The organism is Stenotrophomonas sp. Pemsol, from assembly GCF_003586545.1.
Classification (GTDB): Bacteria; Pseudomonadota; Gammaproteobacteria; order Xanthomonadales; family Xanthomonadaceae; genus Stenotrophomonas; species Stenotrophomonas sepilia.
Window position 1 is genome coordinate 2731914 of the sequence record NZ_CP025780.1, and the last position, 21892, is coordinate 2753805.

General features: G+C 66.8%; 17 protein-coding genes and 1 riboswitch. Of the genes, 10 read left to right on the forward strand and 7 right to left on the reverse strand.

Annotation, left to right across the window (positions count from 1 at the left end; genetic code table 11):
- Positions 1 to 24 precede the first annotated feature (24 nt).
- The 3 genes from PEM_RS12680 to PEM_RS12690 are packed head-to-tail and all read right to left on the reverse strand — an operon-like array spanning position 25 to position 3352.
- A complete protein-coding gene (locus tag PEM_RS12680) occupies positions 25 to 1092 on the reverse strand; it encodes a homoserine dehydrogenase (RefSeq protein ID WP_095379366.1) in 1068 nt (355 codons plus the stop codon).
- The gene (locus PEM_RS12685; RefSeq protein WP_111129178.1) at positions 1089 to 2324 is read right to left on the reverse strand and encodes an O-succinylhomoserine (thiol)-lyase; all 1236 of its coding nucleotides are present in this window, start codon (positions 2322 to 2324) and stop codon (positions 1089 to 1091) included. The genes PEM_RS12680 and PEM_RS12685 overlap by 4 nt, the downstream gene beginning before the upstream one ends.
- Complete coding sequence (locus PEM_RS12690) at positions 2321 to 3352, reverse strand: homoserine O-succinyltransferase (RefSeq protein ID WP_005418400.1); 1032 nt, start codon at positions 3350 to 3352, stop codon at positions 2321 to 2323. Before PEM_RS12690 ends, PEM_RS12685 begins: the two co-directional genes overlap by 4 nt.
- 76 nt (positions 3353 to 3428) lie before the next feature.
- A riboswitch (SAM riboswitch) is annotated at positions 3429 to 3547 on the reverse strand.
- A 147-nt stretch (positions 3548 to 3694) separates the two neighbouring features.
- On the opposite strand from PEM_RS12690, the gene PEM_RS12695 reads away from it, so the two are divergent.
- The 4 genes from PEM_RS12695 to PEM_RS12710 all read left to right on the forward strand — a co-directional run bounded on the left by PEM_RS12695 (position 3695) and on the right by PEM_RS12710 (position 9104).
- Positions 3695 to 4579 carry a M23 family metallopeptidase gene (locus PEM_RS12695; RefSeq protein ID WP_053499608.1) on the forward strand — a complete coding sequence of 295 codons (885 nt, stop codon included), beginning with the start codon at positions 3695 to 3697 and terminating at the stop codon, positions 4577 to 4579.
- Between the two features lie 66 nt (positions 4580 to 4645).
- Positions 4646 to 6250 carry a peptide chain release factor 3 gene (locus PEM_RS12700; RefSeq protein ID WP_053499606.1) on the forward strand — a complete coding sequence of 535 codons (1605 nt, stop codon included), beginning with the start codon at positions 4646 to 4648 and terminating at the stop codon, positions 6248 to 6250.
- Positions 6251 to 6409: 159 nt separating this feature from the next.
- A complete protein-coding gene (locus tag PEM_RS12705; protein WP_005418403.1) occupies positions 6410 to 7048 on the forward strand; it encodes a hemolysin III family protein in 639 nt (212 codons plus the stop codon).
- Between the two features lie 82 nt (positions 7049 to 7130).
- Positions 7131 to 9104, forward strand: coding sequence for an AsmA family protein (locus tag PEM_RS12710; protein ID WP_111129176.1), 1974 nt, complete (start codon positions 7131 to 7133; stop codon positions 9102 to 9104).
- A gap of 377 nt (positions 9105 to 9481) precedes the next feature.
- Here the strand turns inward: PEM_RS12710 and PEM_RS12715 are convergent, their stop codons facing one another.
- The 3 genes from PEM_RS12715 to mtgA all read right to left on the reverse strand — a co-directional run bounded on the left by PEM_RS12715 (position 9482) and on the right by mtgA (position 11703).
- Positions 9482 to 9913: a CBS domain-containing protein gene (locus tag PEM_RS12715; RefSeq protein WP_005418405.1), complete on the reverse strand. Its 432-nt coding sequence runs from the start codon at positions 9911 to 9913 to the stop codon at positions 9482 to 9484.
- Entirely contained in the window at positions 9873 to 10892 is a 1020-nt protein-coding gene (locus tag PEM_RS12720) for a glycosyltransferase family 2 protein (RefSeq protein WP_111129174.1), read from the reverse strand. The genes PEM_RS12715 and PEM_RS12720 overlap by 41 nt, the downstream gene beginning before the upstream one ends.
- A gap of 61 nt (positions 10893 to 10953) precedes the next feature.
- Positions 10954 to 11703, reverse strand: a complete 750-nt coding sequence (gene mtgA / locus PEM_RS12725) for a monofunctional biosynthetic peptidoglycan transglycosylase (RefSeq protein WP_005418407.1) — start codon at positions 11701 to 11703, stop codon at positions 10954 to 10956.
- A gap of 77 nt (positions 11704 to 11780) precedes the next feature.
- Between mtgA and PEM_RS12730 the strand changes: the two genes are divergently transcribed.
- The 3 genes from PEM_RS12730 to PEM_RS12740 all read left to right on the forward strand — a co-directional run bounded on the left by PEM_RS12730 (position 11781) and on the right by PEM_RS12740 (position 16895).
- Positions 11781 to 12674, forward strand: a complete 894-nt coding sequence (locus tag PEM_RS12730) for an Hsp33 family molecular chaperone HslO (protein ID WP_005418408.1) — start codon at positions 11781 to 11783, stop codon at positions 12672 to 12674.
- 116 nt (positions 12675 to 12790) lie between these two features.
- The gene (locus PEM_RS12735) at positions 12791 to 13639 is read left to right on the forward strand and encodes a hypothetical protein (protein ID WP_061478882.1); all 849 of its coding nucleotides are present in this window, start codon (positions 12791 to 12793) and stop codon (positions 13637 to 13639) included.
- Between the two features lie 373 nt (positions 13640 to 14012).
- Positions 14013 to 16895, forward strand: coding sequence for a TonB-dependent receptor (locus PEM_RS12740; protein ID WP_111129172.1), 2883 nt, complete (start codon positions 14013 to 14015; stop codon positions 16893 to 16895).
- A gap of 140 nt (positions 16896 to 17035) precedes the next feature.
- On the opposite strand, the gene PEM_RS12745 is transcribed toward PEM_RS12740, so the two are convergent.
- Positions 17036 to 17638: a TetR/AcrR family transcriptional regulator gene (locus PEM_RS12745; protein ID WP_111129170.1), complete on the reverse strand. Its 603-nt coding sequence runs from the start codon at positions 17636 to 17638 to the stop codon at positions 17036 to 17038.
- A gap of 153 nt (positions 17639 to 17791) precedes the next feature.
- On the opposite strand from PEM_RS12745, the gene PEM_RS12750 reads away from it, so the two are divergent.
- From PEM_RS12750 to PEM_RS12760, 3 genes are all read left to right on the forward strand, one after another.
- On the forward strand, positions 17792 to 18709 hold the full coding sequence (locus tag PEM_RS12750; protein WP_111129168.1) for an alpha/beta hydrolase: 918 nt from the start codon (positions 17792 to 17794) through the stop codon (positions 18707 to 18709).
- Positions 18706 to 21183 (forward strand): acyl-CoA dehydrogenase, encoded by a 2478-nt coding sequence (locus PEM_RS12755; RefSeq protein ID WP_005418415.1) that lies wholly within the window; start codon positions 18706 to 18708, stop codon positions 21181 to 21183. The genes PEM_RS12750 and PEM_RS12755 overlap by 4 nt, the downstream gene beginning before the upstream one ends.
- A gap of 76 nt (positions 21184 to 21259) precedes the next feature.
- Positions 21260 to 21727: a hotdog fold domain-containing protein gene (locus tag PEM_RS12760; RefSeq protein WP_005418417.1), complete on the forward strand. Its 468-nt coding sequence runs from the start codon at positions 21260 to 21262 to the stop codon at positions 21725 to 21727.
- Positions 21728 to 21892: the final 165 nt, after the last annotated feature.

The window sequence follows — 21892 nt, forward strand, 5'->3', positions numbered from 1 at the left end:
CTCGGCTCTACAAGAACTGTGCGATCAGCCGACGATCCGCAGCACGTCATCCAGCAACGCGGCGGCGGTGACTTCCGCGCCCGCACCCGGGCCCTGGATCAACAGCGGCTGGCGACGGTAGCGATCACTGTGGATGGCGACGCGATTGTCGGTCCCCGCACCCTGCGCCAACGGGTGATCGGCCGGCAGCTCGCGCAGGCCCACCTGCGCACCCCCACCGTCAACACGGCCGACGAAACGCAACACGCGGCCGTTTTCGCGTGCCCGCTGCCAACGCGCCTGCAGCGGCGCATCCAGCTGCTCCAGCGCAGCCACTGCGCCCTCCAGCGGCAACGCGGCCAGCGTTTCAGGTACCAGTGAGTCCACCTGCACCTGCGAAGCATCCAGCGCCAGCCCGCTGCTGCGGGCCAGGATCAGCAGCTTGCGGCGCACGTCCTCGCCGGACAGGTCAAGTCGCGGATCCGGCTCGGTGTAGCCGGCCGCCAGCGCCTCGCGCACCGCCGCCGAGAACGGCGACTTGCCGTCATAGCGATGGAACAGCCACGCCAGCGAACCGGACAGCACGCCCTCGATGGCATGGATGTGATCACCACCGGCCACCAGTGCGCGCAGGCTGCTTAGCAGCGGCAGCCCGGCACCGACGGTGGCGCTGTCACCATAGCGCGCACCACTGTCGGCACAGCTGTCTGCAATGGCCTGCGCGCGTGACAGCTGCGCACCACGGCCCAGCTTGTTGGCTGTCACCACATGCACGCCGCGCGCCAGCCACTGCACGTGACGTGCGGCCACGTCTTCGCTGGCGGTGGCATCGACCACCACATCGCCACGCTCCAGCCCTTCGGTGCTGGCCCACGCCGGCGAACTCTGGCCATCGCGTGGCGCACGTCGCGCCAGTTCCAGCGGCAACGCCAGGTCACGATCGATCTCCAGCGCAGTACGCGAGTTGGCAAGCCATTGCACGCTCGGCAGTTCCAGCCCGCGAGCCTGCAGCCTCTGGTAGCGCTGCACGAAGGCCGAGCCGACTGTGCCAGTACCGAGCAGCGCCAGGCGTCCCGCGCCCAGCGCCGGAATTTCAGCAGCGAGTGCGCTCATGCATCCACCACCTGTTTGCGGCGTGCGGCCGCATCGATCACGACTTCGGCGCGCTGCAGCGCGGCACCGAGATCGGCCAGCAGGTCGCGCTCGGCCTCGATGCCGACCGACAGACGCAGCAGCCCTTCGCTGATACCGGCCGCTGCGCGTGCTTCGGCGGTCATCGCCGCATGGGTCATGGTCGCCGGATGCGCGATCAGGCTTTCGACGCCGCCCAGCGATTCGGCCAGGGTGAAGCAGCGCAGGCCATCCACGAATGCGCGCACTGCCGCGTGCGGATCTTCACCGCCGCAGTGCGCAAGCTCGAACGACAGCATCGCGCCGAAACCGCTCTGCTGGCGCGCCGCGATGGCATGGCCGGGATGTTCGGCCAGGCCCGGGTAGTACACCCTGCCGACGGCCGGATGCTGGTCCAGCAGGGCAACGATCGAGGCGGTATTTTCCTGGTGCACGCGCAGGCGCGCATCCAGCGTGCGCAGGCCACGCAGGGTCAGGAAGGCATCGAACGGTGAACCCGTCAGGCCCAGCGCGTTGCCCCACCACACCAGCTGCTCGTGCACTGCCGGATCACGCGCGACCACTGCCCCGCCCACCACATCGCTGTGGCCGTTGATGTACTTCGTGGTGGAATGCAGCACCAGGTCCGCACCGAACGACAGCGGTTGCTGCAGCGCTGGTGACAGGAACGTGTTGTCGACCACCACGAGTGCGCCGGCCTTGTGCGCGGCATCGATGACGAAGCGCAGGTCGGTGATGCGCAGCAGCGGGTTGGACGGCGTTTCCACCAGCACCAGCTTCGGCTGGGTGGCCAACGCCTGTGCCAGTGCGCGCGGATCGGTCAGGTCGGCGGTGACCAGTTCAAAGTGGCCCTTCCGGGCCAGCGCATTGAACAGGCGCCAGCTGCCACCGTACGCATCGTGCGGCACCACCAGGGTATCGCCCGGCTGCAGCAGTGCGTTCAGCACCAGGTTGATCGCGCCCATGCCGGTGGCGGTGACCACACCACCGACGCCGCCTTCCAGTTCCGCCAGCGCCTCACCCAGCAGGTCGCGGGTCGGGTTGCCACTGCGCGTGTAGTCGTACTGGCGCTTGTTGCCGAAGCCTTCGAAGCTGAAGTTCGACGACAGCACGATCGGCGGCGTGACCGCGCCATGCGCGGTGTCCCGATCGATGCCCGCACGGACGGCGGCAGTGGTGCGACTACAGGACGGCTCGTTGGCGTGCAGGCTCATGCGGACTCTCCAGAGGTGCGGAAGGCGGTGGCGAGGATCGCGTCGATGCGATCGGTTTCTTTGAGGAAGGCGTCGTGGCCATAGGGCGAACGCAGCACGCGCAGGCTGCCGCGCGGGCCCAGCCCTTCGACCAGGCCGACCAGGTCGGCCAGCGGCACCAGGCGGTCGCCCTCCACGGCCACCACCACGGTCGGCGGCAGGATCGCGGCGGGGTCGACACGGTGCAGGTCGATCGATTCGGACAGGCGCAGGTAGGCGGTCACCGGCGTGCGCGCGACGTACTGCGCGCCGGCGGCGTCGAGGTAGTCTTCGGCGGCCACGCGCACGCGGCCATTGATGACCTCCGGGGCAGCGTCGAAGCGCTCGCCGAATTCTTCCGGGGTGCGGTAGCTGAGCATGGCGAACTGCCGGGCCAGGGCCAGGCCGTGGTCTTCGCCGCACTGCAGCTGGCCCAGCGCAACCGCGCGGCGCTGCAGCGCGCGCCACGCGGCGGCATAGGGATGCGGGCGGTGCGCGCCGCTGGCCAGCACCAGTTGGCGCACGCGGGCGCGGTGACGGATCGCGAACTGCTGGCCGACCAGCGCGCCATACGAATAGCCGACGAAGGCCTTCAGCGTGCGGATGCCGAGATGGTCCAGCAGCAGCGCCAGCGCATCGGCCTGGTCGGCAGTATCGATCGGCACATCCAATGCACCGTCGGCACCGATGAAATCGAAGGCCAGCACGCGCAGCTGCTGCGGGTCGAGCGCGCGGCCGGTACCCACAAGCGCTTCGGCCCAGCCCTTCTCGCTGAACTGTGCGTTGGACGCCACGTGGCGATGGGCGGAAATGCCACCGGCCAGCACCACCACCGGCGCGTTGGCCGGGCCCACCCACTCATAGCGCAGGCGCACCGGGCTGGGGCCTGCATGGCGCATCGACAGCACCGCGGCGAACTCACCGCGCTCGGCGTGCACGCGGTCTGCGACCGGCACGCTGACGGGGACGAAGGGCTCGGGGCGAATGGCGGTACTGGCAGCGAAGCTCATGGCGGGATCCGGTTGGGGAATCGGCCATCGAGCCTTCGCGGGCCCGCGTTCGAGATGCACGTGGGGTGCATGGTTCGAACCATCTTTCGGTGGACGCCACGGTCCCCGCAGGATTTGGCACCTACGCAGACGCTTGCGCGCCTGCGGGCTGCCCCGGCTTCAAAGGGCCTGTCCCTCTGCCGGTCTCGATGGTGGAGCCACGATGCCAGCCCTTTCCGGCACTGTCAATCCCTTCATGCGGATAAAGCGATAGATATTTCCAGAATCAGTCTGCGAGGGCCGTCCCGGTCGCCCCGTTCAGGATCGGGTACAGTCCCGGCGGTCCTCTCGCTGGAAACGCCGATGCCGCGCCTGCCCCTGTCCTGCCTGCTGTTGCCTCTGCTGGCGAGCGCGACCGCACACGCCGGCGACTGGCGCCAGGGCTGGGGACTGGCTCCCCCTTCCGCGCCTGCCACCCGCGCAGGCAGTGCCGAGGGCGCCGCCCCCATGGCCCGGTTGCGCCTGCAGCCGGTCGGTACGCAATGGCAGGCGCGGATCGACAACGGGCTGGCAGGGCCGCTGCAGATCCAGCTGCGCGCCGCCCCCGGACACCCGGTCGAAGGCCTCCCGGTCGAGTCGCTGATCCAGGGCGACAGCAGCCTGGTCGTCGGCCACCTGCCCGCCCCGATCGATGGCCGCCTGCTGGATCTGCGCCTGCAGTCGGTGCCGGGCAACCCTGCCGCACAGGCCGAAGATGTCGGCTATCGCCTGCCGTTCGATGCGGCCCGCCTGCGTGTGGACCAGGCGCCGCAGGGGCGATTCAGCCATGACGACGAGGAGAACCGCGACGCGGTCGACTTCGCACTGCCGGAGGGCACCCTGGTGCTGGCCGCGCGCGAGGGCACGGTGATGCAGATCCAGGATGGCTTCCGTGGCAACGGCCAGGACCGCGAGCGCGATGGTGCCCGTGCCAATTTCGTCCGCGTGCTGCACAGCGACGGCAGCATGGCCCTGTACGGCCACCTCCAGGCCGGCGGCATGCGCGTGCGCCGCGGCCAGGCGGTGGGAGCCGGGCAACCGATCGGCCTGTCCGGCAACAGCGGCTACAGCACTGCGCCGCACCTGCACTTCGTGGTGCAGGTCAACCGCGGCATGGGCCTGCGCTCGGTGCCGGTGCGCATCTTCGCCGGGCAGGGCCAGCTGCAGTTCGCCCGCCACGGCGAGGCCGACGGCGGTATCGGGCGCTGACCGGCCCCGGCCGGTATAATCGGGCGCTTATCTCTTTGAAAAGCGCCCCGGGCGGGCGCCACTGCCATGTCCGAAGTCGCCATCGAAGCGTCGCGTCGCCGCACCTTCGCCATCATTTCACACCCTGACGCCGGCAAGACCACGCTGACCGAAAAGCTGCTGCTGTTCGGAGGCGCGATCCAGATGGCCGGTTCGGTCAAGGGCCGCAAGGCCGCCCGCCACGCCACCTCCGACTGGATGGCGCTGGAAAAGGAACGCGGCATCTCCGTCACCTCCTCGGTGATGCAGTTCCCGTACGAAGGCAAGATCGTCAACCTGCTCGACACCCCTGGCCACGCCGACTTCGGCGAGGACACCTACCGCGTGCTGACCGCAGTGGACTCGGCGCTGATGGTGATCGACGTAGCCAAGGGCGTGGAAGAGCGCACCATCAAGCTGATGGAGGTGTGCCGCCTGCGCGACACCCCGATCATGACCTTCATCAACAAGCTCGACCGCGAGGGCAAGGACCCGATCGAGCTGCTGGATGAAGTGGAGACCGTGCTCGGCATCCAGTGCGCGCCGGTCACCTGGCCGATCGGCATGGGCCAGCGCCTGAAGGGCGTGGTTCACCTGCTGACCGGCGAAGTGCACCTGTACGAACCGGGTCGCAACTTCACCCGCCAGGACTCGACCATCTTCCCGTCCATCGATGCGCCCGGCCTGGCCGAGAAGATCGGTGCACAGATGCTGGCCGACCTGCGCGACGAACTGGAACTGGTGCAGGGCGCCAGCCATCCGTTCGATCTGGACGCTTACCGCGCCGGCAAGCAGACCCCGGTGTTCTTCGGCTCGGGCGTGAACAACTTCGGCGTGCAGCCGCTGCTGGACTTTTTCGTCGAGCATGCGCCGTCGCCGCAGGCGCGAACCACCACCGGCCGCGAAATCGCACCGGAAGAGAACAAGCTGACCGGCTTCGTGTTCAAGATCCAGGCCAACATGGACCCGCAGCACCGTGACCGCGTGGCATTCATGCGGGTCTGTTCGGGCCGTTTCAGCGCCGGCATGAAGACCTTCCACGTGCGCACCGGCAAGGAAATGAAGCTGGCCAACGCGCTGACCTTCATGGCCAGCGACCGCGAGATCGCAGCCGAAGCGTGGCCCGGCGATGTGATCGGCATCCACAACCACGGCACCATCTCCATCGGCGATACCTTCACCGAAGGCGAAGCGGTGACCTTCACCGGCATTCCCAACTTCGCCCCGGAACTGTTCCGCCGCGCACGCCTGCGTGATCCGCTCAAGCTCAAGCAGCTGCAGAAGGGCCTGGCCCAGCTGTCCGAGGAAGGCGCGACCCAGTTCTTCCGCCCGCTGACCAGCAACGACCTGATCCTGGGTGCCGTCGGCGTGCTGCAGTTCGACGTGGCCGCCTACCGCCTGAAGGACGAGTACGGTGTGGAAGCCACCTTCGAGCCGGTCAGCGTGACCACTGCGCGCTGGGTCCACTGCAGCAACGAGAAGAAGCTGGAAGAGTTCCGCGAGAAGAACGCGCTCAACCTGGCGCTGGATGCGGCCGGCCACCTGGTCTACCTCGCTCCGACCCGGGTCAACCTGCAGCTGGCCCAGGAACGCTCGCCGGATGTGCGTTTCTCGGCCACACGCGAAGCGGCGCACACCGTTTCGGCAGGCTGATGCCACGGGGTCGGATCCCTTTCCGCAAGGAAAGGGCTCTGACCCCGCCGGCGCAACCCAGGGATTCACCCACCATACGGTGACGGGCGTGCACGTGCCGCCCATCGCGGCGATGATAGGGGGGTGCGGGTCCCCCTCCCCGCGAACGATGCCTACGCCATGTCCACGACTTCCGTTGCTTCGATCCGCGAAGAAATCGCCAGCGCCCTGACCCATGGCCTCGGTGCCGTGCTCGCCCTGGGCGCCGGCGCGGTGCTGATCACCCTGGCCGCAATCTACAGCGATGGCTGGCAGCTGGCCGGCGCCATCGTGTTCGGCATCGCGCTGCTGCTGCTGTACACCGCGTCCACCCTGTACCACGCCATCCAGCACCCGGTCGCCAAGGGCCGGCTCAAAGTGTTCGACCACTGTGCGATCTACGTACTGATCGCCGGCACCTATACCCCATTCACCCTGATCGGCCTGCGCGGCCCGTGGGGCTGGGGCCTGTTCGCCGCGATCTGGACCCTGGCCCTGGCCGGCGTGGTGTTCAAGCTGTTCTACACCGGTCGCTTCAAGCGCCTGTCCACGGCCATCTACGTGGCCATGGGCTGGCTGGTGATCGTGGCGGTCAAGCCGATGCTGGCCTCGATCGACGGCTGGACGCTGGGCTGGCTGCTGGCCGGCGGCCTGTCCTACACGCTGGGCACCTATTTCTACCACCGCGAATCGATTCCCTATTCGCATGCGATCTGGCACCTGTTCGTCATCGGTGGCAGCGTCTGCCACTTCGTCGCGGTCACCATGCAGGTGCTGTAGCACCGGCCCGTGCGTGGCGCGTGCACGCCGCGCACATGGACGCTTCGCGCCCCGTCCACGATGAGGGGGCAACCATGGCAGCGTGAATGCCGCCGCCTCCCCTGCCACAAAGCGCACGAACCGCTGGCGCCTGCGCAGCCCCGGCCCGCGAGGCCGGCGCTGGCTGACGCTGCTGATCTTCCTGCTCGCGGCGATCCTGGTACTGATCGCACTGTGGGACTGGAACTGGTTCAAGGGCCCGGTCGAGCGCGCCGTGCAGGCCCGTACCGGCCGCGCACTGCACATCGGCCATCTGGATGTCGACCTCGGCCGGACCAGCACCATCCGTGCCGATGCGATCACCTTCGCCAATGCCGGTTGGGCCAGGCAGCCGAACATGGCCTCGGCCGACCGCGTCGAGATCGATGTGCGCGTGTGGCCCCTGCTGCGCGGCAGCGTGCAGCTGCCGGAAGTGCGCCTGACCCGACCGGACGTGCTGCTGGAAACCGCCCCTCGCAAGGGCGAACCGGGCAACTGGGACTTCCTCGGTGACAGCGCTGGCGGCACCAGCCCGCAGCTCAAGCGCCTGCGCATCGACGACGGCCGGCTGCAGTTCCTCGACGCACCGGGCCGTACTGATATCCGCGTGGGCGTGCGCAGCGGCCAGCCGAAGCAGGCCGATGCCTCGCCGCCGCTGCTGGTGCAGGGCAAGGGCCACTGGCAGGGAAACCCGTTCACCCTGCAGGGCGGAACCGAATCACCGCTGGAACTGACCAACAGCGACCACCCGTTCCGCATCCACCTCAACGGACGCGCCGGCGCCACCCACGCGGTGGCCAGCGGCACGCTGACCAATCCGTTCCAGCTGCGCGTGTTCGACCTGCAGTTCGCACTCAGTGGCCAGGACCTGGCCGATCTCTACCCATTGCTCGGCATCGCCATTCCGCCGTCCCCGCCCTACGCGCTGAACGGTCGCCTGAAACGCGACCACGACGTCTGGCGTTACGACGGTTTCACCGGCAAGGTGGGCGACAGCGACCTCGGTGGCAGTCTTCAGTTCGAGGTGGGCCGCGACCGTCCGCGGCTGACCGCGACGCTGGAATCCAAGCGCCTGGACTTCGATGACCTGGCCGGCTTCGTCGGCGCGCCGCCGAAGACCGGCGGCGGCGAAACCGCCAATGCGGAGCAGAAGGCCGAGGCCGCACGGGTGGCCGCGCGCGCGCGCGTGCTTCCGGACACGCCCTACAACCTCGGCAAGCTGCGTGCGATGGATGCCGATGTGCGCTGGAAGGCCCACCGCATCAACGCACCGTCATTGCCATTGGACGACATGGATGCCCATCTGCTGCTGGATGACGGGGTGCTGCGGCTGGCACCACTGAACTTCGGCGTCGCCGGCGGCGATATCCGCAGCACCATCCGCATGGACGCACGCCAGCCGCAGATCAGCACTGCGCTGAAGGCGAGCGTGCGCGGCGTTCAGCTGGGCCAGCTGTTCCCCGATGCCAAGCTGGCCGAACAGGCCAAGGGCGGCATCGGCGGTGAGGTGGACCTGAGTGGCCGCGGCAATTCGATCGCCGCGATGCTCGGCAGCAGCAGCGGCAAGGTCGGCCTGGCGATGGGCCGTGGCCATGTCGGCAACCTGGTGATGGAGCTGGCCGGCCTGGATATCACCGAATCGCTGAAATTCCTGGTGACCGGCGACAAGCAGATTCCCCTGCGCTGCGCCTTCGCCGACTTCGGTGTGCGCGACGGCCTGATGACCAGCCAGGCGCTGGCGGTGGACACCACCGACACGATCCTCATCGGCGAAGGCACCGTCAGCCTGCGCGACGAAACCCTGGACCTGCTGTTGAAGCCGCGCCCGAAGGACAAGAGCATCCTGGTACTGCGCTCGCCGCTGCACATTGCCGGCACGTTCAAGGACCCGTCGTTCCGCCCGGACTTCAAGGCGCTGGGCATCCGCGGTGCGGTGGCCCTGGCACTGGGCAGCATCGCCCCGCCGGCGGCCTTGCTGGCGACGATCGAGCTGGGGCCGGGCAAGGACGCCGACTGCGGCGGGCAGTATGCGAAGTAGGGTTACAGCGTTGTTCGCGGCGCCTGCATTGATGGTGGCTTGAGGGGGACGGGTGACAGTTTCCTGCGCGCGCGGAACGAGAGCGGAAATTCAAAGTCAAAAGAAAAAAGCAAAGTCAAAAACTGTTGCCAACCAAGGTTGGCAGCTACCAAAGGCGAGGCACCGCGCTCGCAGAAATGTGTCCAGAGGCGGAGGGTGCGGCTGGGCAGGACCGTTGGCGCCATGGATGGCGCCATCGAGCCCCCATGGATGGGTCTATGGCGTGTCCTGCCCAGCCGCACCCTCCGTCTCCCAACGTGTCAGGAAGGCGCTGCTTTGGCTTTGGCTTTGAGCTTCGAAAAGCGGGCCGGCGGGTCGCAGGCCCGCCAGCGACACCCTCACCCGGCGACGATGTACTGCTGCAGTTGATCCAGCTCCCGCCGCTGCGCATCGATCACCGACTTCACCAGGTCGCCGATGGAGATCACCCCCAGCACCTGCGCGCCCTCCACGACCGGCAGATGGCGGATGCGATAATCGGTCACCAACTGCAGGCAATGCTCCACCTGCTCGCCCGGCGACACCGTCACCACCTGCGACGTCATGATCTCTGCCACCGCCGTATCGCGCGAAGAGCGATCACGCAACACGATCTTGCGCGCGTAATCACGCTCGGACAGGATTCCCACCAGCCGCGGGCCGTCCATCACCAGCACCGCACCGATGCCCTTTTCCGCCATCAACCGGATCGCATCGATCACCGCCGCATCCGGCGCGACCGCATGTACTTCAGGAGACTTGCCGTCCAACAGTTGCCGTACCGTGGTCATCTGCCTGCCCTCTCAGGGTGGGTTGCGGGACCGAGTCTGCCACGGACGATGCTAGCCAGGCGTCAACCAGGTACAACGGCCGCTGCTTGGACTCCTCGTACAGCCGCCCCAGGTACTCGCCGATCAGGCCAAGCGCGATCAGCTGCACGCCGCCCAGGAACAGGATCACCGCCATCATCGTCGGCCAACCCGCCACCCGGTCGCCATACAGCGCCGCCTTCACGATCACCCACAGGCCGAACAGGAAAGCGACGGCTGCGGTTGCCAGCCCGAGGTAGGTCGCCGCCCGCAACGGCACGGTCGAGAACCCGGTAATGCCTTCGAGGGCGAAATTCCACAGCCGCCACAGGCTGAACTTGCTGGTGCCGGCCACGCGCGCGTGGCGGTGGTAGGGCACGGCGATCCGCTTGAATCCCACCCAGCTGAAAAGCCCCTTCATGAAACGGTGGCGCTCGCGCATCCCGCGCAGGGCGTTCAGCGCGCGCGGTGACAGCAGGCGGAAGTCCCCGGTATCGGCCGGAATCGGTGTCCGCGAGAGGCGGCCCATCACCCGATAGAACATCGCTGCCGTGGCGCGCTTGATCCAGGCCTCGCCATCGCGGGCCATGCGCGTGCCGTAGACGTTGTCATGACCTTCGCGCCAGCGCGCGACGAACTCCGGCACCAGCTCCGGCGGGTCCTGGCCGTCGGCATCGAGGATCATCGCCGCACCCTCGTGCACCAGATCCAGGCCGGCGGTCAGCGCCGCTTCCTTGCCGAAGTTGCGCGACAGCTTCAGCGCCGATACGCGTGCATCGGCCTGGGCCAGCCCGGCGATCACTTCCCAGGTGCGGTCATGGCTGCCGTCGTCCACATAGAGGATGTGACCGTCGATGTCGGGCATGCCGTCGAGCACCGCGCACAGCCGTGGATGCAGCAGCGGCAGTGCCAGGGCCTCGTTGTAGGCGGCGATGACGAAGGTAAGCCGTTCGCGGGTCATGCCCGGATTGTACGTTGCCGGCACGCGCTCGGCCCGTCGTTCGCCAATTGCAGCGCCGGGCTCAGTCCTCCGACAGATAGGACGCACCACCCAGCTGGCGCGCCTGGCGTTGGATCCACGCGGCCCGCCGCTGCACATACGGCCCAGGCTTTGCCGCGTTGTAGCGACGCGGTGCCGGCAACACCGCGGCCAGGCGCGCGCTCTCGGCCGGGCTCAGCCGGGCAGCATCCTTGCCCCAGAATTTCTGCGCTGCCGCTTGCGCGCCATACACACCATCACCGAATTCGGCAATGTTGGCGTACATCTCCAGGATCCGCTCCTTTGGCCACAGCGCCTCGATCAACACCGTGTACCAGACTTCCAGGCCCTTGCGGATCCAGCTGCGGCCCTGCCACAGGAACAGGTTCTTGGCCACCTGCTGGCTGATCGTGCTTGCGCCGCGCAGGCGCCCGCCCCTGGCGTTGTGGTCGCGCGCCTTTTCGATGGCCTGCAGGTCGAAGCCGTTGTGGTCGGGGAAGCGCTGGTCTTCGGCCGCCACCAGCGAGATCGGCAGGCTCGGCGCCATCTGGTCGAGGTCGCGCCACTGGTAATGCAGCCGATAGGACCAGTCGGCCTCGCCCAGCGCCTCGCCATAGCGCCACAGCATCACCATGGACACCGGCGGGTCGATGAACCGCAACACCAGCACCTGCAGGCAGCTGAAGGCGGCCAGCAGCACCGGCAGCCACAGCAGCCGCTTCCAGCGCCAGCGTCGCCGGCGCGGCGCGGCCACCACCGCCTCTACCTTGTGCTGCTCTCCCGCTGCCCCCATTACTGGTGCATCCTTCTTCTGTCTGGTTGTCGGCGCATTATCCGGCAACCGCCCCCGTTTACGCGCGATGTGAGCCGATGACCGCCAATCCCGATTCCCTGATCCGTTTCCTGCTCCCCGACGCCGGCGTGCGTGGCGTGCATGTGCACCTGCAGGCCACCTGGCAGGAAATCCTGTCCCATGCCGCCTACCCGGACGCCGCTGCCGAACTGCTTGGCGAGGCCTGCGTCGCCTCGGCGCTGTTCACCGGCCACACCAAGATCGACGGGCGCCTGTCGGTGCAGTTGCGCAGCAGCACCGCGCTGCGCACCCTGTTCGCCGAATGCACCGCCGCCGGCACCCTGCGCGGTATCGCCCAGCTCAGCGAGGGTGGCGACGCACCGCGTGACCTGTCCCGCCTCGGCGATGACGCAATCCTCGCCATCACCATCGAGAACCCCGGCCTGGACCCGCGCGAGCCGCAGCGCTACCAGAGCCTGGTCGCGCTGACTGCGCCGGAACTGGACGAGGCCTTCGAGGACTACTTCCGCCAGTCGGAGCAGCTGCCGACCCGCCTGCTGCTGGCCGCCGACCGCAACGGTGCCGCCGGCCTGCTGCTGCAGAAGCTGCCGGGCGACGAAGGCGACGAGGATGGCTGGGCCCGCGCCAGCGCCCTGTTCGAAACCCTGGGCAAGGCCGAACTGCTGGCGACCCCGGCCGAGCAGCTGCTGCACCGCCTGTTCCACGAGGAGCGGCCGGAACTGCTGGGCGGCAAGCCGCTGTCCTTTGCCTGCTCCTGCTCGCGCGAGCGGGTGGCCGGCATGCTGCAGTCGCTGGGGGAAGAGGAGGCCCGCGCGGCCGCCGAGGCCACCGGCGCCGTCGAGGTGCGTTGCGAATTCTGCGGGCGTGAGTATCACTTTCCATTGACGGAGTTCGGCATACTGTTCCACGGCGCCCAGGGGGCTGTAGCGGCGCCTGAACGACTTCAGTAAACGGCAGTCTTGTACCTGGGGAGGATCAAGGCTTGTTAAGAATTCATAAACACCCTAGGATCGAGTTCCCGTCCCCACGGGAACTTCCGTTGTCCGTCCCTGTCTGAACTGGTCCGATGCGTACCTTCCTGCGTCTACCGCTGGCCCTGCTGATCGCCCTTGGCGCGATCACGGGCGTGCATGCGCAGAGCAAGGACACCCGCACCGTGCTGCCGGTATGGAACAAGGGCAGCGGCAAGGTCGAGGCGCTGCTGTACCTGGAGCCGACCGGCGAACAGGCAGCCGGCGCCCGCTGGCATTTCGGCCGCAATTCGCTGGACGCGGCCTTTGGCCTGTCCTCCGGCGATTCGCTGGGCCTGCTCTGCAACAGCAGCAGCGGCACCAGCATCAGCGGCCTGGCCAGCCATTGCATGCTGGCCAGCCTGGGCGACGAGGATGATCTGAACAGCCGTCGTTTCAGTGGTACCGCCGCGCTGAACCGCGGCAACAGCCGCCTGGGCATCACCGCCGGCACCGGCCGTGAAACCCTGCCCGCCTGGTTGTCGGGCCCGAACAAGACGCCCTCGCTGCGCGCCGAGCAGAACGATCTGACCGTGTTCGCCCAGAAGAACATCGGCCGCGAAGGCTTCGTCTCCATCGCCGGTACCTACGCCAAGGCACGCCTGGTACCGCTGGCCGACGCTTCGCCGGCCATCGTCGATCGCTGGGACAGCAAGAGCCTGAGCATCGGTGCCGGTTACGGCAACTTCACCGGCAGCATCATCGGCCGCGTGGTCGACGTGCCGGGCAAGCCCGGCAAGTTCGAAGGCCTGGGCATCGGCCTGACCTGGCGTACTCCGTGGTCCGGCCAGCTGACCGTCGGCGCCGAGAACGTGATCAGCCGCGGCAAGAATCCGTTCTCCCCGCGCAACGAAAGCAACGACGACGGCACCGTGCCGTACGTGCGTTACGAACAGGATCTCTGATCCCCTCAGTCAGGTTCAGCAACGATATTCCCGAAGGCGCCGAAAGGCGCCTTTTTGCATCTGCGTGCCAGCCTCGCACTCGCATGAGCGGTATCGACGCAGAGCGTATCGACATATTGGGATACATATCAGTCGAAACTTTTTTCATCATTCTGCGTTAACAAACGAGGCAGATCAGCATGACCATACCAGCAACCCGTTGATTGAGCTGGAAAAAGCGCTCTTTTACCAAAATCACAGACTTCATTAACACAGCTTTAATTCTTGGCGAACGCCCGTTACTATCGGGTCAGCCTCGCGATTTGGGAGCGCTTTTTCGCTCCCCCGCCGGGCACTAACCCCAGCCAAGATTTCTTGGAGAGAGAGAGAGCCAATGAAACTCAAGTCCAGCCAGCTGCGTGACGCAGTTGTGATCGCGCTTGTCGCCGGTGCCACCACCGCGACGGCCCACGCCCAGGAAGCGACCAACCTCGACCGCATCGAGGTCACCGGTTCGCGCATCCGTCAGGTCGATACCGAAACCGCCCAGCCGGTGTTGAGCCTGAGCCGCGCCACCATCGAAAAGAGCGGCTTCAAGACGGTTGCTGACGTGCTGCAGAACATTTCTGCCGCCGGCAGCCCGGCCATCAGCCGTTCCGAACCGCTGTCCTCTGGTGAAATGGTCGGCGGCTACTACATCGACCTGCGCAACCTGGGTGCACAGCGCACCCTGATCCTGGTCGACGGCAAGCGCCTCGGCGCCAGCGTCAGCGGTTATCAGGACGTGTCGCAGATCCCGTCGGCGATCGTCGAGCGCATCGACGTGCTGAAGGACGGTGCTTCCTCGGTGTACGGTTCCGATGCCATGGCCGGCGTGATCAACATCATCACCCGCAAGAATTTCGAAGGCCTGGAAGTCAACGCCTACACCGGGCAGTACAGTGAAGGCGACGGCCAAAAGCAGAGCGCCGATTTCGTTGCCGGCTTCACCGGCGATCGCGGCTCGATCACCATCGGTGCCGAGTACTCCAACGAAAAGGCGGTGTGGGCAAAGGATCGCTGGTTCTCCGAATCGTCGCGCACCAATCGCCATCCGACCGCCGGCTGGACCTCGGTCAGCCAGTGGGGCTCGGTGTTCGACCCGACCGATCCGGACGCACCGTCGCTCACCCTCAATCGCGGCGGCAATCCTTACAACGCGGCGGACTTCCACGAAACCGACCTGACCCCGATCACCGGTGACGTAAGCAACTCCAACCAGCAGATGCAGCTGCTGACCCCGACAAAGCGTCGCAGCGTATTCGCCAACCTGCAGTACGACCTTACCGACAATGTCCGTTTCAGCGGTGACCTGCTGTACACCCGCCGCGAATCGGAAGCGCAGGTGGCCGGTTACCCGCTGCAGTCCGAAGCCTACGCCAACCTCGGTTCCATCTGGTCGGCCAACAGCTACTACAACCCGTTCGGCCAGGATATGGCGTATGTCCGCCGTGGCTGGGAAGTGCCGCGCGTTTCCAACAACAAGCTGACGACGTTCCGCTTCAGCGGCGCGCTGCAGGGCTCGTTCCAGTTCAATGACAAGTACTTCGACTGGGAAGCCGGCTACCTCTACCAGAACTCCGAAAACAACCAGAGCCAGACCGGCAACTACAACGTCCTGGCTGCCAACGCCGCCACCGGGGCCTCGTTCTACAACCCGGCAACCGGCCGCGTGGAGTGCGGAACCGCAGCGGGCCTGGCTGCGGGCACCAACCCGGCCTACGGCCCCGGCGCCGGCGGCTGCATCCCGTGGAACCCGGCCATTCCGTTCGGCCGCACCGGTGATGGCGGCTTGACCGGCAATCCGGACCTGCAGCAGTTCCTGTTCCCGACGACGCACAACGTCGGCGAAACCACGATGACGTCCTACTACGCCAACATTGCGGGTAGCATCCTGACCCTGCCGGCAGGCGACCTGGGCTTCGCACTGGGTTACGAGTACCGCGAGGAGAAGGGCAACTTCAATCCGGACGCGCTGTCGCAGTCGGGTTACTCCACCGACCTGGCGGCTGGCCCGACCGGCGGCAAGTACGACGTCAATGAAGTGTACCTGGAGCTGAACGTACCGATCCTGGCCGACCTGCCCGGTGCCAAGGAACTGAGCCTGAGCGCAGCCACCCGCTTCTCCGACTTCAGCACCTTCGGCAACACGACCAACAGCAAGTTCGGCCTGAAGTGGCGCCCGATCGATCAGCTGCTGGTTCGTGCGACCTACTCCGAAGGCTTCCGCGCGCCGACCATCGCCGACCTGTACGGCGGCAGCTCGCAGTCCTTCGAGTACTTCACCGATCCGTGCGATACCTCGTTCGGTCTGGCCGCAACCGATGCCGCCACGGCCCAGCGATGCGCTGCCGCCCTGGGCGCCCTGGCCCCGAACTTCCGCCAGCTGAAGCAGGGTTACGTCCCGGCGGAAGGCCCGGATGAGCAGAGCCCGGTGCCGTTCACCTCCGGCTCCAATCCGAACCTGACTCCGGAAACGTCCAAGTCCAAGACCGTTGGCCTGGTCTGGAGCCCGACCTTCGCCCCGGGCCTGAACCTGAGCCTGGACTGGTTCAACATCAAGATCGAGAACACGATCGTTTCCGATACCCCGACGGATCAGCTGAACGACTGCTACGTTCTGGGCATTGCTGAGCGCTGCAGCACCTTCACCCGTGACGCCACGCTCGGCTACGTCAACAACCTGACCTACGGCAGCCGCAATGCCGGCTTCATCGAAACCGAAGGCTTCGACTTCGATGCAAGCTACCGCTATGCGACCGACACCTGGGGCAGCTTCAACTTCAACCTGCAGAACACCTACGTCACCAAGAACGTTCTGAAGACGGCCAATGATGACTCCCCGGTGCAGATCTACAATGGCTTCGGCAGCAACTTCCGCCTGCGTTCGAACCTGACCGTTGGCTGGGAATTCGGCGACTTCGGCATCACCTGGGGCACCCGCTACTTCTCCAGCGTGAAGGAGCGTTGCTACTACGCCACCGAGTGCTCGCTGCCTGACTACGGCTCGCCGGATCCGGCTCGCAACCAGGCGCAGAACAAGCGCGGCGCCACCACCTTCCACGACGTCCAGTTCTCCTGGAACGCGCCGTGGAATGCGACCATCGCGGTCGGTGCGCGCAATGTGTTCGACCACTACGGCCCGCAGATGTACTCGGCGCCGAACTCGCAGTACTCCTACTACGGCGGCTACGACATCGGTCGCCTGATCTACATGCAGTACAAGCAGAAGTTCTGATCGGGAACCTGATCAGCTGATGCAGCAACGGCCCCGAAAGGGGCCGTTGTTCTTTGTGCGCCATGGACGAGTGCTGGCCGGCGCACAACAAAAAGGCCGCAGCATCGCTGCGGCCTTCCTTCGAGATCATGTCCGAGCGCTCATCCGTTCGGAATCAGCGTCTCGATCAGATGCTCGACGTACGCTTCGAAATCCTCGCGCGCCTGCTTGGGCTGCTGCAGCTGCAGCGACAACTGCAGGAAGCCGACATAAGCGGCGTACGCAAGGCGTGCGCGATGACGCGCATCGGTCGAGCTGAGGCCCGCCTGGCGGAACGAGGCGACCAGATAGTCGAGGCGACGCTGCGAGACCCGGTCGATCACCGGCCGCACCATCGGATGATCCAGTGCCTTCAGCAGCTCGCTGTAGATGATGTGCGGCTGCACTTCATGCGCCACCATCTGGAACAGCTGGCGCAGGCGCACGCGCGGATCCGGTACGTCTTCCAGGCTGCCGAACACCTGTTCCTGTTCGAACAGTTCCCAGCGTTCCAGCGCCGCCTGCAGCAATGCATCGCGCGAAGGGAAATGCCAGTAGAAACTGCCCTTGGTAACGCCGAGCCGCCGTGCCAGCGGCTCTACCGCGACGGCGGCGACACCTTGTTCAGCAATCAGATCGAGGGCCGCCTGGGCCCAGTCTTCGGCACTCAGGCGGCTGTTGCGGCCGGCGCGCGGTTCGCCGGCGGAAGCGTCAGGTTGATTCATGGACTGATTTAACCATACGCCGGGGTTCGTTGCAGTACGCGGTTGCGGTCGAAACCCTCGCAGGCCCGTCGGAAGGGTCCCTCCACGCGCGTTCTGCAACGCACCATACCGTACAGTATTGACTTCCTCTCGAAGCTCTCCATACTAGCAAGTATGGTTATGTCCACCACTCCCGCTGCGTTCCATGACCTGCGCCTGGACGCCGCCCATGGCGCCCGCCTGGCGGCGACCGTCAGCGATCATGGCCGGCGTGGCCGGGTCCTGTTCGCCCATGGCTTCGGCCAGACCCGCCACGCCTGGAATGCCACTGCCCGCGCACTGAACGCGGCCGGCCTGCAGACGCTGGCCTACGACGCCCGCGGCCATGGCGATTCCGACTGGAATGGCGCCAATCTGCCCTATCACGGCGAACAGTTCGCCGACGACCTGATCGTGTTGGCCGGCGAACAGCCGCGCCCGCCGGTGCTGGTTGCCGCTTCGATGGGTGGCCTGTTCGGCCTGCTTGCCGAATCGCGCTGGCCGGGCTTGTTCTCGGCCATGGTGCTGGTCGACATCACCCCGCGCTGGGATACCGCGGGTGTCGAGCGCATCCTCGCCTTCATGACCGCCCATCCCGACGGCTTCGCCTCGCTGACCCAGGCCGCCGACGTGATCTCGGCCTACATGCCGCACCGGCCGCGCAAATCCGAGCAGTCGCTGCGTGCGCTGCTGCGCGAGGACGGCCACGGGCGCTGGCGCTGGCATTGGGACCCACGCCTGGTGGCCGAGCTGGCCCGCGACAGCGAGCAGCACCAGGACGCACTGGCCGAGGCCGCACGCCAGGTGAAGTGCCCGCTGCTGCTGGTCAGCGGGGGCCGCAGCGACCTGGTCACGCCGCAGACCGTGGCCGAATTCCTGGCGCTGGCGCCGCATGCGCGCCATGTACAGCTGCCGCAAGCGACCCACATGGTCGCCGGCGATGACAACGACGCCTTTACCGCTACTGTGTTGGACTATCTGGACGTGTTGCCCGCAGCGGACGCTGCGGCTTCGTCCGCCACAAACGAGCACGTCACCGGAGCACGCTCATGAGCATCGTTCTTCCCTTCCTCGCCTTGCTGCTGGCAGGCGCCTTCGTCGCCTATCACCGCATGCGGCTGGTTACCTGGACGCTGATCAGCGTGGCCCTGCTGGCCGCCTGCTGGTTCATTCCCTACGTCAACCAGACCGCCACCATCGTCGCTGCGGCGGTGCTGGCGGTGATCGCCGTGCCGCTGCTGCTGCCGTTCATCCGCAAGCCGCTGCTGACCGGCCCGATGATGAAGGTGTTCCGCAAGGTGCTGCCGCCGCTGTCGCAGACCGAGCGCATCGCGCTGGAAACCGGTTCGGTCGGTTTCGAGGGCGAACTGTTCACCGGTGATCCGGACTGGAACATCCTGCTCAACTACCCCAAGCCGCAGCTGACCGCTGAAGAACAGGCCTTCCTCGATGGCCCAGTGGAAGAGCTGTGCACGATGGTCAACGACTGGGAAATCACCCACGTCCACGCCGACCTGCCGCCGGAGCTGTGGGCCTTCATCAAGAAGAACAAGTTCTTCGGCATGATCATCCCGAAGGAGTACGGCGGCCTGGGCTTCTCCGCGCTGGCCCACCACAAGGTGATCCAGAAGCTGGCCTCGGTGTCCTCGGTGGTCAGCTCCACCGTCGGCGTGCCCAACTCGCTGGGCCCGGGTGAACTGCTGGTGCATTACGGCACCCAGGAACAGAAGGACCAGTACCTGCCGCGCCTGGCCGATGGCCGCGAAGTGCCCTGCTTCGGCCTGACCGGTCCGTTCGCCGGCTCCGACGCCACTTCGATCCCGGACTACGGCATCGTCTGCAAGGGCGAGTGGAACGGCGAGCAGGTGCTCGGCGTCAAGCTGACCTTCGACAAGCGCTACATCACCCTGGCCCCGGTCGCTTCGCTGATCGGCCTGGCCTTCCGCATGTACGACCCGGATGGCCTGATCGGCGATACCCGCGACATCGGCATCACCCTGGGCCTGCTGCCGCGTGATACCGCCGGCGTCGAAATCGGCCGTCGCCACTTCCCGCTGAACTCGACGTTCCAGAACGGTCCGATCCGCGGCAAGGACGTGTTCATTCCGCTGACCCAGCTGATCGGCGGCGCAGCCATGGCCGGCAAGGGCTGGAACATGCTCAACGAGTGCCTGGCGGTGGGCCGCTCGATCACCCTGCCGTCCACCGCCAGCGGCGGTGCCAAGGCCGGTGCCGCCGTGACCGGCGCCTATGCGCGCATCCGCAAGCAGTTCGGCCTGTCGGTCGGCCGCTTCGAGGGCGTGGAAGAAGCGCTGGCCCGCATCGGCGGCAAGGCGTACAAGATCAGTGCGCTGTCGCAGGCCACCGCCGCCGCGGTTGACCGTGGCGACGTGCCGTCGGTGCCGTCGGCGATCGCCAAGTACCACTGCACCACCATGAGCCGCGAAGTGATCTCGGACATGATGGACGTGATCGGCGGCAAGGGCATCATCCTGGGGCCGCGCAACTTCGCTGGCCGCAGCTGGCAGGCCGCGCCGATCGCGATCACCGTGGAAGGCGCCAACATCATGACCCGCAGCCTGCTGATCTTCGGCCAGGGTGCGATCCTGTGCCACCCGTGGGTGCTGAAGGAAATGAAGGCCGCGCAGGATCCGGATACCCGTGCCGGCCTGCAGGAGTTCGACCGCAGCCTGTTCGGCCACATCCGCTTCGGCATCTCCAATGCCGTGCGTTCGTTCTGGTTCGGCCTGACCGGCGCGCGCTTCGGCGCCGCCCCGGGCGACGCCTACACCCGCCGCTACTTCCGCAAGCTGGACCGTTACTCGGCCAACCTGGCGCTGATGGCCGACATCTCGATGATGACCCTCGGCGGCAAGCTGAAGTTCAAGGAATCGCTGTCCGGCCGCCTGGGCGACGTGCTGAGCCATGTCTACATGACCAGCGCCATGCTCAAGCGCTACCACGACGAAGGTGCACCGCAGGCCGACCAGCCGCTGCTGGCCTGGGCCTTCCATGACAGCGTGCACAAGATCGAAGAGTCGCTGTCGGCCGCGCTGCGCAACTTCCCGATCCGTCCGATCGGCTGGCTGATGTGGGCGCTCATCTTCCCGTTGGGCCGTCGTGCCGAGGCTCCGGGTGATCGCCTGAGCCGCCGCGTCGCCGCCCTGCTGATGGCGCCGAATGAAGCCCGCGACCGTCTCGCCAATGGCGTGTTCCTGACCCCGTGCGAGAACAACCCGGGTGGTCGCATCAACAGTTACCTGAGCAAGGCGATCATGGCCGAGCCGGTGGAGCGCAAGTTCCTCAAGGCGCTGAAGAGCAAGGGCATCGAGGCGCTGGACTTCAAGGCGCAGCTGGACGAAGCCGTGGCCGAGGGCGTGATCACCCAGGACGAGCGCAGCCTGCTGGAAGAGCTGCGCACGCTCACCCTGGACACCATCACCGTGGACGACTTCGACACCCACGAACTGCGCGCGGCCAGCTACTACGACCGCCAGCACAAGGATCCGCATTCGCAGGCGGCCTGATCGCCCGCGACACGCGTTGCCTTCGACGGCGGGCCTCGGCCCGCCGTCGCGTTATCCGCCGACCGGAATACCCCTCATGTCCACGCCCCTGCTCTCGCTTTACCAACGCCTGCAGCGCTGGCCCGCCGGCACCTGGCTGTTCTCGCGCGCGGTGTGTTTCAAGGCGCCCTACTTCGCCAGCATCGCGCCACGCATCACCCGCCTGGAACACGGTCGCTGCGAAGGCACGCTGGCCGATCGCCGCAGGGTGCGCAACCACATCGGCACGGTGCACGCGATCGCGATGTGCAACCTGGCCGAACTGACCGCCGGGTTGATGGTCGATGCATCGCTGCCGAAGGGCATGCGCTGGATCCCGAAGGGGATGCAGGTGCAGTACCTGGCCAAGGCCCGCGGCACGCTGCAGGCGGTGGCGCTGCCGGCACAGCCGATTGTGGTCGCGGCCGAGGGCTATGCGCTGCCGGTGACGGTCAGCGTGCGCGACCGCGCGGGGACGGAAGTGTTCAGCGCGGTCATCGACATGTGGATGTCACCGGCGAAGTAAGTTCCCGCGAACGGCGCAGCCCCTCGTGGGTGGACGCGGGATGCGGTTTATCGGTTGGGCCGGAGGGGGTGGGGCCAGGCGGGGACGCCGTGAATCCGTCCTTGGAGGCTTAGCCGCGCCATCCATGGCGCGGATACCCCGCCCGGCCCCCCCCCCCTCCGGCCT

Excerpts from the sequence above, each read along its gene's own strand:
- PEM_RS12680 (WP_095379366.1), bottom strand. The coding sequence starts at position 1,092 with ATGAGCGCACTCGCTGCTGAAATTCCGGCGCTGGGCGCGGGACGCCTG.
- PEM_RS12685 (WP_111129178.1), bottom strand. The coding sequence starts at position 2,324 with ATGAGCCTGCACGCCAACGAGCCGTCCTGTAGTCGCACCACTGCCGCC.
- PEM_RS12690 (WP_005418400.1), bottom strand. The coding sequence starts at position 3,352 with ATGAGCTTCGCTGCCAGTACCGCCATTCGCCCCGAGCCCTTCGTCCCC.
- PEM_RS12695 (WP_053499608.1), top strand. The coding sequence starts at position 3,695 with ATGCCGCGCCTGCCCCTGTCCTGCCTGCTGTTGCCTCTGCTGGCGAGC.
- PEM_RS12700 (WP_053499606.1), top strand. The coding sequence starts at position 4,646 with ATGTCCGAAGTCGCCATCGAAGCGTCGCGTCGCCGCACCTTCGCCATC.
- PEM_RS12705 (WP_005418403.1), top strand. The coding sequence starts at position 6,410 with ATGTCCACGACTTCCGTTGCTTCGATCCGCGAAGAAATCGCCAGCGCC.
- PEM_RS12715 (WP_005418405.1), bottom strand. The coding sequence starts at position 9,913 with ATGACCACGGTACGGCAACTGTTGGACGGCAAGTCTCCTGAAGTACAT.
- PEM_RS12720 (WP_111129174.1), bottom strand. The coding sequence starts at position 10,892 with ATGACCCGCGAACGGCTTACCTTCGTCATCGCCGCCTACAACGAGGCC.
- mtgA (WP_005418407.1), bottom strand. The coding sequence starts at position 11,703 with ATGGGGGCAGCGGGAGAGCAGCACAAGGTAGAGGCGGTGGTGGCCGCG.
- PEM_RS12730 (WP_005418408.1), top strand. The coding sequence starts at position 11,781 with ATGACCGCCAATCCCGATTCCCTGATCCGTTTCCTGCTCCCCGACGCC.
- PEM_RS12735 (WP_061478882.1), top strand. The coding sequence starts at position 12,791 with ATGCGTACCTTCCTGCGTCTACCGCTGGCCCTGCTGATCGCCCTTGGC.
- PEM_RS12740 (WP_111129172.1), top strand. The coding sequence starts at position 14,013 with ATGAAACTCAAGTCCAGCCAGCTGCGTGACGCAGTTGTGATCGCGCTT.
- PEM_RS12745 (WP_111129170.1), bottom strand. The coding sequence starts at position 17,638 with ATGAATCAACCTGACGCTTCCGCCGGCGAACCGCGCGCCGGCCGCAAC.
- PEM_RS12750 (WP_111129168.1), top strand. The coding sequence starts at position 17,792 with ATGGTTATGTCCACCACTCCCGCTGCGTTCCATGACCTGCGCCTGGAC.
- PEM_RS12755 (WP_005418415.1), top strand. The coding sequence starts at position 18,706 with ATGAGCATCGTTCTTCCCTTCCTCGCCTTGCTGCTGGCAGGCGCCTTC.
- PEM_RS12760 (WP_005418417.1), top strand. The coding sequence starts at position 21,260 with ATGTCCACGCCCCTGCTCTCGCTTTACCAACGCCTGCAGCGCTGGCCC.